Here is a 16,254-nt window from a genome sequence, read left to right as displayed (position 1 = left end):
AGCTATGATGAGACTTTTGCCTCGCAAAAAGGAAGCTAAGCTCATCATAGGTCTTTGGAACGACTTCACCCTACCTACCTACTTTGCTAATACCCATCATTTTGGGCAAGGTTCACATCAATGTCCAATTCTCTTTGCGGAATTGGCATCAACAACTCATAATTTTGAACTGTAAAGCTTTCTCCCTTTGCTGCAAAATGAGCGTTCATTACTGTCTGTAGCCTGCCTGTGCGCAACAGGTCAAACCACCGGTGTCCTTCATTAAAGAACTCAACTCTTCTCTCTCTCTCGAGAGCCAGAGAAAAGTCGGCTTTCGAAAGACCTGCTAAAGCATCCAGGTCAGCTCTTTCTCTCACCATATTGAGATACTCGTGAGCATCGTCAGTCTTGGAGAGCTCATTAAGCGCCTCAGCATACATCAACAACACATCAGCATAGCGCAGCGACGTATAGTTTACACCTCCATCGCCAAGTATCCCGGTAGTAAAATCGACGAACTTCAACCCAGCAAGGTAATCTCCATAAGTACCGTCAAGTAGTCTCACAGAGTCGGCGATAGAAACTGGTCTTCTGGCATCTCCCGTCTCGTAAGAATTGGCTGCGTCTGCCGTCGGGTTAATGCGGCCGTTGCCCTGCATGTTGCCGGGAAACATGCCCAGGTTGAAAAGAGATGGGAAAAACACAGATGAAAACCTGTTACCCTCGCCTACATTGCCTGACATATACTTCACCTCGAAAATAGACTCTCCAAGCTCGTCATTTCCTGGCGAGAATAAATCGGCGTAGTCACCCTCAAGCGTATACCCCATGCCCATCACGTCTTCGAGCACGGAAGCGGCCAACTGATATTCTCCCATAGTAAGGTACACCTTGCCAAGCAGCGTTGAAGCAGCGCCCTCAGAAGCCCTTGACTTGCTTAGCCCCGAAACGTCTTTCAGAAAACCTGCCGAAGCAGTTAAGTCAGATACAATTAGGTCATAAATCTCAGTGGCAGGCTTTCTGCCCATGTCAAAATCCGCTATCTCCTTTGGGCTTTTGAATGAAACAGTGATCAAGGGAAGGTCTCCAAACAGCCTTACCAAATTGAAGTAATTGTAAGCCCTGAGAAAAAGTGCCTCGCCTCTGTACTGAGACTTCAGTTCCTCACTGATATCAACGCCGTCCAGTTTTGACAGGATGGTATTTGCCCTTGAAATGGCCGTAAAACTATCGCTCCAAACTTCTCCCACAAACGAGTTGGCAAGTGTCATGTTCATCTCGTCGCATTCCGATTCGGCCGTCGTAGGGGAACTCCATTGTATTTCCGCATTGTCGGTGGTCAGCTCTGTGATGTACAACAACGACAAGTTATGCAGGCCTTGAAGGCCGGAGTATGCACCGGTTAAGGCTGTGTCGAAATCTTTCGCTGTCTTATAAAATCCAGTTTCGCTTACAACGTATTCGGGCTCTAGTTCCAGAAAATCGTTGCAAGAACTCAGAGAGAGAATAAGTACAGTAAATATTGCTATTGTCTTTTTCATGATTCTTTTTTTAAAGGGTTGTTCTCCGGTATTTAGAATGTCACGTTTACACCGAGGGTATAAGTGCGAGCAAGCGGATACGTCAGATAATCCACCCCTGAATTGACAACATTGTTACCAGCAGTACTTGATTCAGGATCGTAGCCTGGGTAGTCTGTGAAGGTGTACAGGTTGCTAATGTTCAGGTAAAACGATGCATTCGACAAGGCCAGCTTTGAAATAGCCGCCTTTGGCAACCTATAGGAAAGATTCACATTTTTGATCCTTACGTATGAGGCATCAAACAAGAAGTGAGACGATGTACCGAACCCATTGGCATAGTTGTTCCTGATTGCTCTGCCCTGATAGCCATCTCCCGGGTCAGTTTCAGACTTCCACCTTTTATCACCGAGGGCAAGTTGGTTTTGCACACCAGCGTTATTCAAAATAATAGTTCCCGCCTGAAAAAAGGTTTCAGCTCCCTGAGAACCGTTGAGAGTAATACCAAGTCCCCAGTTTCCATAGGTAAAGTTGTTGTTAAATCCCCAAACAAAATCAGGCCATGGATCTCCAACAATCTTTCTGTCATTCGAGTTAATGGTGCCATTGCCATCCACGTCCTCAAAAATCAAATCACCAGCCTGGACATTGGGGTGAATAACAGGCGTGCCCGTCACTTCTTCATTCGTTTTGTACACGCCTATGGCATTTTGCATAAAGAAGCTGGCGATTGGATAACCTTCCTGTGTAATCTGGTACGATGAGTTGGTAATCCGGCCACCTTCTGTAGCCAATCTCAATACGTTGTTTTTGTTTTTACTGAACGTAACACCAGTTCTCCACTCAAACTTGCTTTGCTTAATGTTGACAGTCTGAATCGCCAACTCTACACCCTTGTTCTCGATATCACCGATATTCTGTGTCGAGGAGGTAAAACCTGACGCCGCTGGCAACTGCACTCCAAGCAACAAATCAGTCTTAAGGTTTTTGTAAAACTCGGCAGTTACAGAAACACGGTCGTCAAACATGCTCAGGTCGACACCGAAGTTTGTCTGCTTCGATTTCTCCCAGGTAAGATCTGTATTTGACAGACTGCTGGGCACCAAACCTGCGACCAGGCTATTGTTTTGAACATACCTTGAAGTCGAAAGCAGTCCGATGTGCGAGTAGTTACCAATCTGGTTATTTCCAGAAAGTCCATAACTCATTCTCACCTTCAAGCTGCTGATGAACTTAACCGATTGCATAAAGTCCTCTTCGGAAATCACATAGCCAACCGAAAGTGATGGAAACGTACCCCATTTGTTGTTAGCACCAAAGCGGGAGCTCCCATCCCTACGAACAGTTCCTGTAAACAGGTACTTGCCGTCGTAAGAGTAATTCACCCTCGACAGAAGAGAAACCATTGACCACTCAGAAATGACATGAGTCCCTGAGTTGACAATACCTCCTGAAACAAAGGTTACATTATCTGTGGGGAAGTCAGACGCACCAACAGACAGCCTGTCCCAGCTTTCCTTTTGCTCGGTAAAACCTACCAACACGTCGAGGTTGTGCTTCTGATTGAAAATATGCTTGTAATTCAATGTGTTTTCGTTCAACCAATTCATCGTTTCCATCTTGGTTGCACCTGCATTGGAAGGATAGTTGAGTGAGGTGAAGTTTGGAATAAGAGAAGATCTCCAGATTTTGGCATCGTTGGTACTGTACTGGATGCCCGCCGTGGTCTTGAAAGTAAGGCCATCGGCTATTGTCACCTCAATAAAATTGTTACTGTATATATCCGTCACCTTTCTGTTGTCTGAAAAGCCTGCAAGAAGGTTCAACGGATTCTGTAACCATCCCAAGCCATCAGTTACATCAGCCTGGCTGTTGTAAGGATTGCCATCAGCGTCATAAATTGGTATCGTTGGGCCGGCAGCCAGTGCTTGTGAAATTACGCCACCAGTGCCATAGTGCCCTTCCGTATTGGGGAAATTACCAAAGCCGTGCGAGCCTGAAAGTGATGTTCCAACTTTGACTCTTTCTGTCAGGTTGACATCAACATTTGAGCGGAGGTTAAATCTCTTGTAATCTGAGGTTTCAACCACTCCCTTTTGGTCGTAGTAGCCGCCAGAGATGAAATAGTTAACATTATTTGACCCGCCGGTTGCTGACAACTGATAATTGGCCACCGGGGCCGTTCTGTAAATCACATCCTGCCAATCTGTATCAGTAGTGATGGATGATGGATTTCTAAACTCGGGGCGTACAAAATGAGCACCAGCCCTGACTTCATTTGGATCCGTCGCCTGGCCGCCAACGTAAACCCTTGCATTGTCTCTGCCATCGGCAACAAATTCAGCATACTGTGCCGAATTCATCATATCCAGCTTGTTGGCCACCTGCTGCAGGCCGTAAGACATATCGAAGCTGATAGTGGGCTTGCCTACAGTCCCTCTTTTAGTGGTAATAATCACAACACCATTAGCACCTCTTGAACCATAAATAGCCGTTGCAGAAGCATCCTTCAGCACTTCTATGGATTCAATATCTGCCGGATTAATTGACGCAAGCGGGTTAATTCTGCTCTCCGTATTGTTAGCTATGCCAGCCGATGAATAAGTACCTCCACCATAAGAAGAAAAATCAGAGCTTCCACCAGTAGATATCGGGTAACCATCAACAACATAAAGCGGCTGGTTTCCTCCGGTAATAGAGCTTACGCCCCGTATCAATACGTTGACGTTTCCTCCGGGAGCACCTGACGTTTGCGAAATTTGCACACCGGACACTCTTCCCTGTATCATCTGATCAAAGCTGGAGGTGGATGGCAACATCATATCCTTTCCATCTACCCGTGCGATAGAGCCCGTGATATCCTGCTTCTTTTGAGTACCATATCCGGTTACAACAACCTCACCAAGTACTTTGAAGTCGTCTGCCATGGTCACGTCAATCACTCTACGTGAGCCTACCGACACCTCCTGAGACTGATATCCTATAAACGAGAAAAGTAATACAGCATTTGAATCATCAACATTCACCGTGTATTTACCTTCTGCGTCAGAAATAGTACCTGAGCTGGTACCTTTCACAAGAATGCTTACTCCCGGAATGGCCATGCCATCGGAGCCCACAACAACCCCCGACACTCTGCCAGCGCCGGAAGCACCATTTTGATTTTGAGCAAGACTTGGGAATCCTGCGAGAAGGGCCAATGCGAAAACAAACATGCAAAGGTACTTTTCACAAACTCCTTTCTTAATCAAAACCAGATTCTCTAAGTAGTTTTTCATAGTCATAAGTATGTGTTTAATTAACAGTTATTATTTATCGCTGGCGATAACTTGTGATTCAATGTTTAAGTAATTCGCTATCTTTTGTAGCGTTGATGCGTGGTGTCCAACGCCTAGTGCAAAGTGGTGCGTTGGCCCCTCTTTGATCCATCTTGTTAAAAACGTTTTTACATCGGGCTCGAAGAATCCCCGGGTGTTCGTATTGCCTGTGGGGGGTATCGGGCCCGAAACTGACTGCCCTTCTGCGATAATGAATTTAAATTTCCCATCATAGGTGGAGTTGATCGACAGCATGGTAATTGGGCCTTCTTTGATTTTGAACTCTACTCCAGCTCCATGCCCCGGCTTGCCGTGGTACTTCTTCAGGCTCCGCAAAACCGGCTTCCCGTCGGCAATGGAAATGTTGTGCGGCCCGTCGTGCCCGACCAGCACAAACCCCTCTTTAAAATCGACAGGATGGAACTCTGCAAAGCTCCCGCCTATCGAAAGGCGGTCGAAAATGAGAAGCGCAATAAGTGTTTTTAAATCCGACTCTCCGCACATAGGAATGTGCTTAGCGGTAAGCAGCGAATTGCCGACAATAAGGTTCGACATAACCTCACGAAGCTCGCTGTTTTCAGGACCATCGTAATAGTAAGCCAGCCCGTCAAGCTTGTGTGTTTCTACAAACTTTTCAAGTGCTACACTCACCCTGGCTGCCATGCGAAGGTCGTCGTCCTTTAGCTTCATGGAAATAGGGTCAGAGACAGGATCAGGAGTGTCGAAAAAATCCAGGATCTTCTTCTCGCAGTCTTTTATCTCTTTCTCTGTTACCTCCTCATAGCTTTTCATCAACTGGTTGGCTTCACACTGCACAATGTGACTGCCAAAAAAAGACGTTAGCATGGTTGCATCGGAATGCATGTCCAGCATGGCATTGATAGGGTGCCCAATATGCCCTAAGTGTGCCTTCTTTAAATCGTGCATCACCTTAGCAATACGGCAATATTCCTCAATCTCCGCATCAACTTCAGGGTCATCATACAGCGTGCCGATGATCATATCCGGCACCTTCTTTCCCATCCTCACGGCTACACCGGCAAACTCCGGCAAAGCACAAATGTCATCGTTTGCCAATTGCATGTAGGTAGACGCTTTTGAGTAGTCCAAAGCTTTCAATGGCTGTAGTGCCACCAGCACAATAGGGATATTAATGGTCTTGATAATTATTCCGAACGTTCCTGACGTTGCATAAGTCAGCATGTCACAAAAAATCATGTCCAGGTTAGCCTGTCCAATTTTGTCGACCATGCAGTACGCCTTTTCAGGATTGTCCACCAGGCCCAGGTCTATCACCTCAACGCCATTGGATTTCACTCTTTTAACGAGCACATCCTGTTTCTCTGTCAGCTCCTCCAACAAGCCCTCAAACTGAGACCAGTATTTATCGTAGCCTACTCCGAAAACCCCTATTCTTGTCATAATAATGTCTTAAAATTCTTAACGCTTAATAAGTTTAACTTAACGCACTATTTAAAAATTGAAAAAAAAATTAGGCGACAGAAAAAGCCGCTGATTTTTTCTTTGCCATGAAAATCATATAACCTATAAATACAACGGGATACATAAGCCCGCAATAAATCCATACTGAGTCGTAAGAATACGTGGAAATAATAAACCCAATCACCGGATTAAGTACCAGTGAGGACAGGGCACCGGCACTTCCTGAGAGCCCCACAACTGTGGAGGAAGCCGTTTTACCAAACACATCCCCAATCGAAGTAATGTAATTGGTGATCCATAAGCCATGGGCAAAGAAAGCCAGACCCACCAGCACCAAAATAACGACATAGGAGTCCAAAAGCCCTATCGCTGCTACTGGAAGTGTCATAAGGGCGGCAAAGCCCATGACGACCTGGCGTGAAAATGCTTCTTTTGAAGTCCTTTGAAAGATGAAATCCGATACCCATCCGCCCGTAACATTCGCAACGCCCAACGCCAGGAAAGGAACCCACAGCAACTGGCCGATTTTGTCTACAGCGAGGCCGTGACTTTCGTTCAGGTACTTGGGAATCCAAAACATGTAGAAGTAAAGAATGGGATCAAGCACAAAGCGCATGGCCATGAAAATCAATGCCTCTCTGGATTTGAGTACTTTAATGAAGCTAAAGCTTCTTTTTTCAACTACCTCACTTTTTGACGGGGCCTCTGCCAGCTCATTCTTTTTTGTAAGGATAAGCCAGGCTACCAACCAAACAAATCCGAAAGCGCCAGTCATTATAAATATGTAGCGCCAGTCCCAAAACCCTAAAAAGTATGCACACAGTGGTGGAGCAATAACAGCACCAAGCGCAGATCCACCGATGGCAATGCCGTTCGCCAGGGAATGTTTTGTTTTAGGCACCCATTCGATGACAGCCCTAACTGCACCAGGGAAACATCCTCCCTCTCCTATGCCCAGCAAAAAACGGAAGGTAGCAAATTGGAATACACTGCCAGCAAAACTGTGCAGTATGGTGGCAAAAGACCAAAACCCTACAGAAACGGCCAACCCCAGTCGGCTGCCGTATTTATCTATAAGTACACCGCCAAGGGTAAACATAATAGCATAGCTTGCAAGAAAACCCGAGTTGATGAATCCGTATTCGACATCCGATATAAATAAGTCTTCCTTTATTTTAATGATGACAATGGACAGCACTTGCCTGTCAAGGAAGCTTAAAGACGTAGCTATTAGTAGCAGGAATACGACCCACCAATACTTTGTTGTAGTTTTCATAGGGTTCCTTAACGCACTAAGTTCAAGAACCTAATGTAGTAAGTAAATTTTAATATGACAAAAAAAAATTTCAAATTAGCTGTCCGCCAAACTTAGAGTAATGAAAAGGCCAGTCCCCAAGTACATTTTAATCAGCAAAGAAATCATTCAAAAAATTGAGTCGGGTGAGCTTTTACCTGGCGATAAGGTGCCTTCTGAGAACGAATTGATCAAAGAGCACAACGTGAGCAATACTACAGCCCGCAAGAGTTTGCACGAAGTAGAATTACAGGGATGGGCAACCAGAATAAAAGGAAGAGGCACTTACGTGTTAAATAAAACGGAAGACCGGCACGTTACCAGGGTTCTTGGTTCTTTCGACGCCATGAAAAACAGCTTCGACGGCAACCTGATCAAGGAAGGGTTCAAACCAAAAGATATTATTCTTGAAAAGACAATCCTTGAGAGTGGCCTGTCATCCAAAATCGATAACAGACATATGAAGATCGACGGCCCGGTGTTGAAGGTTCACCGCCTGAGATATGCCGACGACACGCTAATGAAAGATGAGACCAGATACATTTCCCTGGTTGCCTGCCCGAAGATTCACCTTATTGAGCTGAAGGACCCGCTGATTGCCATTTACGAGGATCAGTACAAACTAAAGTTGGGCAATGCTCACAGAACAATGGGAGCGGTCATTCTTTCGCCCGGTGATCCTCAGAACTATTTCGAGAACACCGTGCCTCTGGCAGCTTTTATGCTTGATGGAGCCATCTTCTCCGAAGATGGAAAAATTGTTGAGATCGAAAGATCATTGTACCGGGGCGATCGCTATAAATTCTCTATCAATACAAAGCACGAGCTAGACTAGGTGCACAGAGGAATTCAAAAAAAAATCGTGCCGCCAGCGATTGCTGAGGGCACGACATAATTCTCTAAAACTTATTGACTACTTCTGTAACGTGGTAGGGCAGACGTAGTCCGTTCTGGGTACACCGGTTGTCTCAATCGCCTTCCAGCCTCCTTCAATGTTGATGATATTGTCCCAGCCCCGGGCCTTTAGAATTGAGCTGGCAATCATGGAACGATACCCGCCAGCACAATACAGGTACAGGGGCTTTTCCTTGTCGAAGTCGGCCATGTGATCGTTGATGAAGTCCAGCGCCAGGTTTTTGGCATCTTCCACATGTTCGGCAGCAAATTCGCTTGGCTTGCGAACGTCGATCACCTCCAATTTCTCACTAGCATATTTGGCGGAGAATTCGGCCGCTGACACATTGGCAATTTCATCCACCTCTTTCCTGGCTTTTGTCCAGGCAGCAAATCCACCGTCCAGAAAACCAATCGTATTGTCGTATCCCACTCTGGCCAGCCGTGTCACCACCTCTTCCTCTCTGCCTGGCTCCGCCACGATCAGAATTGGCTGCTTAATATCCAGGATCAGTGCGCCTACCCAGGGCGCAAAGCTACCGTCGATACCAATGTTGATTGAGTTAGGAATGAATCCTTTTGAGAAAACATTCGGGTCACGGGTGTCAAGCACCAGCGCCTCCGTTTCGTTGGCTGCTGCTTCAAACCCTTCATCAGAGAGCTTTTGCAAGCCACGACTAAGCACTTTATCCACGCTTTCATATCCCATCTTGTTCATCATCACGTTTTCCGGAAAGTACACCGGCGGGGGCGCCAATCCGTCTGTTACTTCTTTGATGAACTCATCCCTTGTCATGTTTGCTCTCAGGGCATAGTTGGTTTCTTTTTGATGGCCAAGCGTATCAGTGGTTTCCTTGCTCATGTTTTTTCCACAAGCTGAGCCTGCTCCATGTCCGGGGTACACGATCACGTCATCGGGCAATGTCATGATTTTGTTTCGCAGTGAATCAAACAGGTGGCCCGCAAGGTCTTCCACACTCAGGTGCGACTTGGCAGCAAGGTCAGGTCTTCCCACATCACCGATAAAGAGTGTATCGCCGGAGAAGATAGCATTTTCTTTACCCTCTTCATCTAACAACAAATAAGTGGTGCTCTCCATGGTGTGCCCGGGAGTGTGAAGTACTTTAATAGTCACATTCCCGATTTTTAACTCCTCTCCGTCGCTGGCAATGTGAGCCTCAAAGTTAGGCTTGGCATTGGGGCCAAAAACAATGGGTGCTCCCGTTATTCTGGAAAGGTCCAGATGCCCTGAAACGAAGTCGGCGTGGAAATGGGTTTCCAGCACATACTTAATTTTGGCTCCTCTTCTTTTGGCCTTCTCTACATAAGGTGCTACTTCTCTCAATGGGTCTATAACAACCGCCTCGCCTTCACTCTCTATGTAGTAAGCACCCTGTGCCAAACATCCTGTGTATATCTGTTCTACTATCATTGTTGTTTATTTTTCAATTTCCTTCAGCAAAGGTATACCAGCGGAAGACCGACTTCAGTGACAATAATCACTCTGGCAAAACTAGTCAAAAATTTTGTCGAGGTTAATGATTTCAATATGGTTTCGGCTCAATACAATAGCTCCCGACTGCTCCAGTTTTTTCAACAGCCTCGACACCACCTCCCTGGCTGTGCTCAAGTCATTAGCGATTTCCTGATGCGATATAGCGAGCAATTTTCCCGACACTTTCATCTGACGTTTGAGGTAAAACACCAGTCGCTCGTCCATCGATTTGAATGCTACACTATCGAGGGTAATGAGCAGCTCCTCAAATCGCTTTCTGTAAGTTGCTACGACAAACTCGTGCCACGTTCTGTACCTGGTTTGCCATGTTTCGGTCAAAACGAACGGAACGGTGATGATGGTAACATCAGAAACAGCTTTGGCTGATATGGCGCTCTTTTCGCTTCGGGCGGCACACAGAAGTGAAAGTGCACAAGCCGATCCTGGCTCCAGGTAGTACATCAGAAATTCCTTACCGTCTTCGTCTTCCCTGGAAATTTTCACCAGACCATCTATCACCAGCATGGCTGACTTTATATACTGGCCGGAGCTAACGAGTAATTCCCCCTCCTTCACACTTTTGACATGGCCTTCTGCTAGTATGGCTTCTTTTAAAGCTGATTCCATTCCGGGAAACAGCGTGGCTAGTTTTTCTGTAGTTATGTCCTTCAACAGTGTTATTTTTCTAAAGTAGTGCTTTCTGGTCTTTTTTCTCTATACTAAAAGCGACCGTCCATTCTGCACAACAGAACCAATGAGACAAGGTGAATCGTTCCCTCTGAGGGCAAACAATACTTTCACAGTGATAAGTGGTTGATTGCAGGTAATAAGTCGTCATAATGACGGGACTAACATTTTTCCAAAGTTGCGATTTTTGTTCGATTTTTGTTTGCTATGACTACACGCTACACCCTTCCGCTTCGCCACGACGTCTGGAATATTTTAGGTGTGAGTCTTATTCTCTCTCAGCTGTTCATTTCCATTGGAGCAGAAAAGGATTGGTTCGAGCTCTTTCAGGACAGTACATTTGTGCCAGACACACTTTTTGTGTTTACCCTCACATCCACTTTGTGGCTCTATGTCAGAATGGTTACCGTACTTCTCCAGCAAAAAATGGATTGGTTCGAAAGGCCCATTGCACGCATTCTTACTCAGATCTTTTTTGGCGTTGCGCTTCCTTCTGTGGCGTGCATTTTTATTGTGGCGCTCTATTTCTACCTGCACTACCAGCTACCTCTTTCTTCTACCTCATTTCCCGACTACGAGTTTCCCTTCACGATAATTGTGATCGCCCAGTTTAACCTTTACTATCTCATTTACTACTTCTACCGAAAATCTAAAACACTGGCGTCCGGCAACACTGCTATCGAAGCAAAAAAATCCATTGTAGGAGTGGTTGGAAGAAAGAATGTGCCGATTGACCTGCAGGATATTGCCAATGCGTTTATCAAAAACTCCGTTGTCTACATCACCACGTTCAGCAATACCCGACTATCGGTCAACTACACGCTGGACGACATCTCCGTGCTCCTAAATGAGAAAGATTATTTCAGAGCCAACAGGCAGGTCATCCTCCATCGCAAGTGCTGCAAGTCGTTCATGAATGAAGCCAATGGAAAACTACTCGTAGAACTTGACCCAGATGCTGATGCGCCTTTGATAATTAGCCAGCTCAAGGCGGCGGAGTTCAGAAAATGGATTGGTGCCAATTGAGCCAGGCGTCTACAACTTCACTATCTCACCCCATTATTTTCATATATCAGGCTCAAATTCCTCTACTTCACTGAAAATTTCATTATCCCAACGCACCCTTACAATCGATTCGCCGTATTGATCTGAGTCAAAAACTCAACTACAATGCATAAAATCATTTTTTTGCCTGTAGCCCTCTTATTTTTTTCTTCTATTCGGGCTCAGGAAGTAAAGCTCTCCTACTTCGGAGAAACATTTACTCACTATGGCGTAAAGGGAGCCTATTCCCTTCCGCTGTATTCCTGGGAGAAAACGAACGGAAGAGAGAAAACCAGAAATAGTGCTTTGGTTTTCTCACCTGGGCTGGCCGTCTATCGCCATACCGGCAACCATATAGGAGTGATCGTGATGCCGGAGGTTTCTTACAAAACAGTCAACCAGAAAGGCAGCTTGTTTGAAACAGGCATTAGTCCGGGGCTTTTCAGGTCGTTTTACGAAGGCCAAACTTTTGAAGTGTCGGAAGAAGGCACATTGGAAAGAAAACACCTGGCTGGGAGAACGGCCTTTATGCCGTCACTGTTTGTTGGCTTCGGGAAAGACCTATCAGTGCAAAAGCAAATCAAGCTCACGTGGTTCTGTCGCTTCCATGTACTCAAACAAATCCCCTACAACAAATCATCCCTCACCCGCATTGCTTTTGAAGCGGGCATCAGCAAACCCCTCACTGTTAGAAAATGAAAAAGATACTCATACTTATGATTTGCTCGGCGCTTTTTGCCTGCAGCGACGACACCACTGACGTTAAAGACACCTTCTATCTCCGCAACGACGGCGCCGACATGCCCATTTGGATACGAGGCAACCTTGATGCCGATAAGATTGTCATTTTTTTTCACGGTGGCCCTGGTGATTGCGCCATGTGCTACCGCTATTACCTGAAGGGAATGGAAACCGAAGTAGCTGTCGCCTACTGGGACCAGCGCATTGCGGGTTCTTCGGCTGGCAATGCCGATCCTGCGTCGCTCACCTATGAGCAGTTTGGCGAAGACGCATTCTACGCAGTAGGCTTGCTGCGTCAACAATATCCTGGTAAGAAAATCTATATCATGGCGCACAGCTTCGGCGTGGAGCTGGCCTGGCAGTTTCTGACTACGGGAGAAAATCAGCAAATGGTAGACGGACTGATGGTGGTGAACGGCACTTTTAGCAACCTGCGCTGGATGGAGATCATGAGAGACTGGGTGATGAAGAAAGCTACCGCCCGCCAGGACAATAAAATATTAGAATTCGCTGAAACCCACCCCGTCAACGCCACAACGGTGAACGATGTTTGGGTGGACTACTACCGCAAAATGCTTGACCTCGGTGGCAATCCTTTATCTCTTTACGAAAACAAAAAGTTTGTGCTGAATTATGTGCTGTTTTCACCCAATACTGCCATGTCACAGTTTGCACATGGAAAGGCTTACAAAGACTACAGCGAAAAGGTACTTTTCACCTTCGATAAGACAGACGACCTTTCAAAGATCACCTTACCAGTTAAGTTTTTGTGGGGCAAAAAAGACGGCGTAGTGCCTATAGAAGTGGGCAATGAAACAGAGCTACTGCTTACCAATACCGCCGTCGATTGGACTGTATTCGAAAACTCGTGGCACGAGCCATTCGTTTCTGAAAATGATAAATTTATTGAAGCGGCACTGAGTTTCGTGAGAGACAACTAGTTATTGCGCTTCACCCTTGCGTAAAGCGTCATCGATTCTTCCGACACAAAACGCCAAAGCACCTTTGACCAAGAGGTGTGCGAATAGAGGTGGTCGTAATGGTTGGGGGCAAGCTTCTTCAACTTTGGCAGCCTACTGCCCGGAATGTTAGGGAAGTCGTGGTGCTCGTTATGAAAGCCTACATTGAAAGTAATCTTGTTAAGGAAACCGTAGTACGAATAGGTTTCCTGACCTTCTTTGAAGACATAGTGCTCTGCTATAAAATGGCCGGCTATGGGGTGAAGCCCGCCGGCCACAAAGAGAGAGGCAATAAGGTAAACAAAACCGGCAATACCTGCCACCTGGTAAAACACCAGTACGAATGCCAGCTGAGCTATCAGATTGATAATTTGCCACTTGTCGGGTTTAATAGGGTGCACCATGAGTGGTCTGATAGCATAAAAAAGGATTTGATTCACCAGCCAGATCAGCTTACCGAAAAAGCCCTTAAACAGAAGAGCCTCCTCGTCCGTCGGCAGATCGGTATCAACCCCCTCCTTACCCTGGTGCCAGTGGTGCTTGGCGTGGTACACCTTAAACGCCATACTGAAGGGGAACACAATGGGAAAGTTGACGATGATGGCCAAAACATTGTTAAGCACTGGGTTTTTGAAAGCCAGGTCATGGGTGATTTCGTGAATAGCCAAAAAAAGAATCTGACTAAGTGTGGCGCCCACTACCACCACCAGCAGCGCAAACAGGTATGGATTTTCAGGCAGAAAAAACACAGGAATAGCCAGCTGTAACAGCAGCACAAAAATCGCTTTGTACTTTAAGAGAGGGTCGGTACCAAAAAGCTTCTTCACCTCAGGCACTTCATTCATGATTTGCTTTCTGCGCTGAAAGTGAGGTTCTCTGCTTTCTTCCCAGTAAAATGATTGAGCGTTTTTCAAACCAGCAACCTTCTCCAATGAAACTTCGATTAACGTTTCCTAAAACTAAACAATGAATTTTTTAACTGCGCCTAAAAATGCTATTAGTTACTCAACCAATTTAACCAACCCTTGCGTTGCTTCTTTCAGCGCTTCTAAAGTGGCCTGAAGGTCGCCCATTTCTGGCCTGTGTTGCTCGTAAAGCCTCTTCATATACTTTTCTCTTACGCCCTCATTAGTTTGGGTCACATGCCACAAAAATCCCCCACGCAGCCCCAGGTAATCGTAAACAGGGTAATACTTCCTGGCAAATGACCTGGGAATAACAAACTGAAGGGGCTTGAACCTGGGCATTACGAAATTCCAGTACACTAGCTGATTTCTCGGGTGGATATCTGCGAGGTGCCTGCCTTCGTGGCGGGCCGCATGCAGCCAATAGTCAATAATGCCTCTGCCCTCGGGGCTGTTTTTAACAATGATCATCCCTGCGTTGGGCCTTTTACCTCCCAACAACGGCGTATCACCAGGCATCAGTATATGCGTCGCTTCATTCCCCATCTTCACAAAGTCTTCCAGGCGCAGAGCGGTGGTGGTGAGAATAATATCCGCATCTAACAGTACCACATAATCGATGTCTTTTTCGGCCAGGGCATTTTGTAAAAGCGCAATTTTGGTCCAGTTGATATGCATATCAGTTATCAACCGGCTGCGTTGCACCAAATGCTGATAACCATGTTTTTTTGCATAGCCCCGCACAGAGGCAATGCTATAGGCAGCGTAAGAATCGATGTTTGGCGTAGCTAGCTGAAGTATCTTAAAGGTAAGGCTCATGAAGCTGTTTTGGCTAAATCGGTGTAGTAGTCGAACAGCCGCTGGCACAGTACGTCCCAGTTTTGCTGGCTGGCGTAGTAAATCGCCTTTTCTCTGATCCTTGCATGCAATTCATCATCTGACAGCAATGACTTTACATGACCATACATTTCTTTGGTGTTACCGGGTTCAGCTAAAAAACCGGTAACATCATCTTCAATGATGTCAGCTGGACCTCCAGCCCTTGCGGCCACCACAGGCAGTCCGGAAGCCATGGCCTCAAGAATCACGTTACCAAACGTTTCCGTAACCGACGGAAAGACAAACACATCGGCCGAGGCAAATACCCTGGAAAGTGCTTCACCGGTGAGTTTTCCTGTAAACACAGCCTCTGGCATCTTACTTTGAAGCCTCTCCATGTCAGGGCCATCGCCAGTGACAATCAGCTTGTGGCCTTTGTCAAGTAACTGATAGAGCTCTATCAGGCTGTCGGTGGACTTGTAACTCACCAGCCGACTGACAAAAAGAATCTTCTTTTTGCTGGTGACGCCGTATGGAGTGAAAAACTTATCGTCCCGGAAATCGGGAGAAAACAGGTGCTGATTGACCCCCCTGCCCCATACTCTAATTTTGCCAGCATCTACTCTTAATACTTTCAGGTAGTCGCTCATGCTTTCCGTAGGTGCCAGCACCAGCGAGCAATCTTTGTACAACGACAGCAGCCGCCGGGCTATCGGTGGCGAAATCGTATCGATACCAGGCACAAATCTTAAGAAGTATTCTACATAGGAAGTGAAGTGTGTGTGGTAAATAGTTGCCACAGGTATCTTGCGTTTTTTGCCATACTTCACAGCATACCAACCTAGCGCCGAAGGGGTACTCCAATGTACAATATCGGGCTTGAAGTCATCGAGCATCGCCTCCAATCCCTTCATTCGCTTGGGTAATGCCAATTTATATTGCTTATAAAGCGGTAGGTCTATCGATGGGCACTTGTACACAGGGAAGGGAAACTCCGGGTCTTCAGGCGGCAGTGGAGTAATAAAGATGGCATCGAATTGATCCTTTGGCAAACGGTAGGCAATTTGGTTGGTGGTATTGGACACCCCATCAAAATCCTTTTTGAGTACATCAATAAAAAATACAATCTTAACTTTGCTCATATTTCCACAAACCTC

Annotated in this window: 13 protein-coding genes; 4 read left to right on the top strand and 9 right to left on the bottom strand. The window is 46.2% G+C overall.

Annotated elements, in window-relative coordinates; genetic code table 11:
* Positions 1–86: 86 nt before the first annotated feature.
* From RIF36_RS11805 to RIF36_RS11790, 4 genes are all read right to left on the bottom strand, one after another.
* On the bottom strand, positions 87–1,520 hold the full coding sequence (locus RIF36_RS11805; RefSeq protein WP_350127510.1) for a RagB/SusD family nutrient uptake outer membrane protein: 1,434 nt from the start codon (positions 1,518–1,520) through the stop codon (positions 87–89).
* Between the two features lie 32 nt (positions 1,521–1,552).
* On the bottom strand, positions 1,553–4,777 hold the full coding sequence (locus RIF36_RS11800) for a SusC/RagA family TonB-linked outer membrane protein (protein ID WP_350127513.1): 3,225 nt from the start codon (positions 4,775–4,777) through the stop codon (positions 1,553–1,555).
* A 30-nt stretch (positions 4,778–4,807) separates the two neighbouring features.
* A complete protein-coding gene (locus RIF36_RS11795) occupies positions 4,808–6,238 on the bottom strand; it encodes an L-fucose/L-arabinose isomerase family protein (RefSeq protein WP_350074844.1) in 1,431 nt (476 codons plus the stop codon).
* Positions 6,239–6,308: 70 nt separating this feature from the next.
* Positions 6,309–7,535 carry an MFS transporter gene (locus RIF36_RS11790; protein ID WP_350127516.1) on the bottom strand — a complete coding sequence of 409 codons (1,227 nt, stop codon included), beginning with the start codon at positions 7,533–7,535 and terminating at the stop codon, positions 6,309–6,311.
* 100 nt (positions 7,536–7,635) lie between these two features.
* Between RIF36_RS11790 and RIF36_RS11785 the strand changes: the two genes are divergently transcribed.
* Positions 7,636–8,388, top strand: a complete 753-nt coding sequence (locus RIF36_RS11785) for a GntR family transcriptional regulator (protein WP_152000291.1) — start codon at positions 7,636–7,638, stop codon at positions 8,386–8,388.
* 78 nt (positions 8,389–8,466) lie between these two features.
* Here RIF36_RS11785 and RIF36_RS11780 read toward each other — a convergent pair whose 3' ends face one another.
* Positions 8,467–9,879, bottom strand: coding sequence for an MBL fold metallo-hydrolase (locus tag RIF36_RS11780; protein ID WP_350127519.1), 1,413 nt, complete (start codon positions 9,877–9,879; stop codon positions 8,467–8,469).
* 81 nt (positions 9,880–9,960) lie between these two features.
* On the bottom strand, positions 9,961–10,614 hold the full coding sequence (locus tag RIF36_RS11775) for a Crp/Fnr family transcriptional regulator (RefSeq protein ID WP_350127522.1): 654 nt from the start codon (positions 10,612–10,614) through the stop codon (positions 9,961–9,963).
* A 222-nt stretch (positions 10,615–10,836) separates the two neighbouring features.
* Between RIF36_RS11775 and RIF36_RS11770 the strand changes: the two genes are divergently transcribed.
* The 3 genes from RIF36_RS11770 (at position 10,837) to RIF36_RS11760 (ending at position 13,355) form a co-directional block, all read left to right on the top strand.
* On the top strand, positions 10,837–11,655 hold the full coding sequence (locus RIF36_RS11770) for a LytTR family transcriptional regulator DNA-binding domain-containing protein (protein ID WP_350127525.1): 819 nt from the start codon (positions 10,837–10,839) through the stop codon (positions 11,653–11,655).
* A 144-nt stretch (positions 11,656–11,799) separates the two neighbouring features.
* Positions 11,800–12,372: a hypothetical protein gene (locus RIF36_RS11765; protein WP_350127528.1), complete on the top strand. Its 573-nt coding sequence runs from the start codon at positions 11,800–11,802 to the stop codon at positions 12,370–12,372.
* Entirely contained in the window at positions 12,369–13,355 is a 987-nt protein-coding gene (locus RIF36_RS11760; protein WP_350127531.1) for an alpha/beta fold hydrolase, read from the top strand. Before RIF36_RS11765 ends, RIF36_RS11760 begins: the two co-directional genes overlap by 4 nt.
* Here the strand turns inward: RIF36_RS11760 and RIF36_RS11755 are convergent.
* From RIF36_RS11755 to RIF36_RS11745, 3 genes are all read right to left on the bottom strand, one after another.
* A complete protein-coding gene (locus tag RIF36_RS11755; protein WP_350127535.1) occupies positions 13,352–14,305 on the bottom strand; it encodes a fatty acid desaturase in 954 nt (317 codons plus the stop codon). The two genes, RIF36_RS11760 and RIF36_RS11755, sit on opposite strands and share 4 nt — an antisense overlap.
* A 69-nt stretch (positions 14,306–14,374) precedes the next feature.
* The gene (locus RIF36_RS11750) at positions 14,375–15,097 is read right to left on the bottom strand and encodes a glycosyltransferase family protein (RefSeq protein ID WP_350127538.1); all 723 of its coding nucleotides are present in this window, start codon (positions 15,095–15,097) and stop codon (positions 14,375–14,377) included.
* Positions 15,094–16,239: a glycosyltransferase family 4 protein gene (locus RIF36_RS11745; RefSeq protein ID WP_350127541.1), complete on the bottom strand. Its 1,146-nt coding sequence runs from the start codon at positions 16,237–16,239 to the stop codon at positions 15,094–15,096. The genes RIF36_RS11750 and RIF36_RS11745 overlap by 4 nt, the downstream gene beginning before the upstream one ends.
* Between the last annotated feature and the right edge of the window lie 15 nt (positions 16,240–16,254).

Source organism: Imperialibacter sp. (genome assembly GCF_040222815.1).
In the GTDB taxonomy this organism is placed as follows: domain Bacteria; phylum Bacteroidota; class Bacteroidia; order Cytophagales; family Cyclobacteriaceae; genus Imperialibacter.
This window is presented reverse-complemented; position numbering and strand designations above follow the sequence as displayed.

Excerpts from the sequence above, each read along its gene's own strand:
- RIF36_RS11805 (WP_350127510.1), bottom strand. The coding sequence starts at position 1,520 with ATGAAAAAGACAATAGCAATATTTACTGTACTTATTCTCTCTCTGAGT.
- RIF36_RS11800 (WP_350127513.1), bottom strand. The coding sequence starts at position 4,777 with ATGAAAAACTACTTAGAGAATCTGGTTTTGATTAAGAAAGGAGTTTGT.
- RIF36_RS11795 (WP_350074844.1), bottom strand. The coding sequence starts at position 6,238 with ATGACAAGAATAGGGGTTTTCGGAGTAGGCTACGATAAATACTGGTCT.
- RIF36_RS11790 (WP_350127516.1), bottom strand. The coding sequence starts at position 7,535 with ATGAAAACTACAACAAAGTATTGGTGGGTCGTATTCCTGCTACTAATA.
- RIF36_RS11785 (WP_152000291.1), top strand. The coding sequence starts at position 7,636 with ATGAAAAGGCCAGTCCCCAAGTACATTTTAATCAGCAAAGAAATCATT.
- RIF36_RS11780 (WP_350127519.1), bottom strand. The coding sequence starts at position 9,879 with ATGATAGTAGAACAGATATACACAGGATGTTTGGCACAGGGTGCTTAC.
- RIF36_RS11770 (WP_350127525.1), top strand. The coding sequence starts at position 10,837 with ATGACTACACGCTACACCCTTCCGCTTCGCCACGACGTCTGGAATATT.
- RIF36_RS11765 (WP_350127528.1), top strand. The coding sequence starts at position 11,800 with ATGCATAAAATCATTTTTTTGCCTGTAGCCCTCTTATTTTTTTCTTCT.
- RIF36_RS11760 (WP_350127531.1), top strand. The coding sequence starts at position 12,369 with ATGAAAAAGATACTCATACTTATGATTTGCTCGGCGCTTTTTGCCTGC.
- RIF36_RS11750 (WP_350127538.1), bottom strand. The coding sequence starts at position 15,097 with ATGAGCCTTACCTTTAAGATACTTCAGCTAGCTACGCCAAACATCGAT.
- RIF36_RS11745 (WP_350127541.1), bottom strand. The coding sequence starts at position 16,239 with ATGAGCAAAGTTAAGATTGTATTTTTTATTGATGTACTCAAAAAGGAT.